Below are 1048 nucleotides of genomic sequence, written 5' to 3' on the forward strand. Positions count from 1 at the left end.
CTAGAGCGTTTCACCTTTTAACGGAAACATATCCTGCGTTTTGGAGATAGTTGGCGCATTCGTCTGGTTGGATTGTTTGGACGAGCGCGCCGATATGCCGCCAGGTGTCTTCAATGGTGCGTTTCTGCGCATGACGCATCCAGTGCTTGATCTTGGAGAAGGCCTGTTCGATGGGATTGAGGTCAGGCGAATAGGGCGGCGTGAACCAGAGGCGTGCGCCTGCAGCTTTGATGGCGCTTCGGATGGCAGCCGCCTTGTGGCTACCGAGATTGTCCATGATGACGATGTCGCCGGGCTTGAGGACGGGCACCAACTGCTGTTCGACATAGGCGCGAAAGCACTGACCGTTGATCGGTCCGTCAAAGACACAAGGTGCTGTCAGCCGGTCGTTTCTCAAGGCACCGAGGAATGTCAGGGTGCGCCAGTGACCATGCGGCGCAAACGCCCGCAGACGCGTGCCTTTTGGTCCCCAGCCTCTGATCGGCGTCATGTTGGTCTTGATCCAGGTCTCATCAATGAAGACCAGCCGGTCGGGATCGAGGTGTTGCTGCAGGGCCTTCCATCGCTGTCTTCTGCGGGCGACATCGCCACGAGCCTGCTCAAGGGCAAACAGCGTTTTTTTTGAAGCGTAGCCCGTGGCTGCGGAGGAATTCCCAAATCGTATTATGGGAGACGGTAATGCCGCGTGCTGCCAGTTCCGCCTTCAGTCCATGCAGCGTCAGATGTGGATTTTGAGCGAGCCGCTCGGCAATGAAGTCGCGATGCGGCTCAAGTATGCGCTTTCGATAACCGCCCATCTTGGCCGGGCGAACCGATCCCGTCGCGCGATGGCGCTGTGCCCACTTCACCACTGAGGATGCGGCCACTCCAAAGCGTGCAGCCACGGCCCGTACGCTCTCGCCACTCGACACGGCCGCCACAACACGCTCACGAAGATCGTTTGATATCGGTGCAGTCATTGATGCCGGCCTCCATCCAACCGGCATCAATGAATCAGAACAAAACTGATTTGGGAATCCCAACCGATTCAGAAAAACGGTGAAACGCT

The 1048-nt window shown here is 57.5% G+C and carries 1 protein-coding gene; it reads right to left on the reverse strand.

All coding sequences use genetic code 11. The features are described 5' to 3' along the window. Positions 1-10: 10 nt before the first annotated feature. Positions 11-959 (reverse strand): IS630 family transposase gene (locus LQK83_RS21565; protein WP_230839540.1). Its coding sequence is split into 2 segments (ribosomal slippage): positions 11-622 and positions 624-959, totalling 948 coding nucleotides; the frame shifts between segments, so codons are not numbered across the junction. Positions 960-1048 lie beyond the last annotated feature (89 nt).

Source organism: Rhizobium sp. C1 (assembly GCF_021026335.1).
In the GTDB taxonomy this organism is placed as follows: domain Bacteria; phylum Pseudomonadota; class Alphaproteobacteria; order Rhizobiales; family Rhizobiaceae; genus Ensifer_A.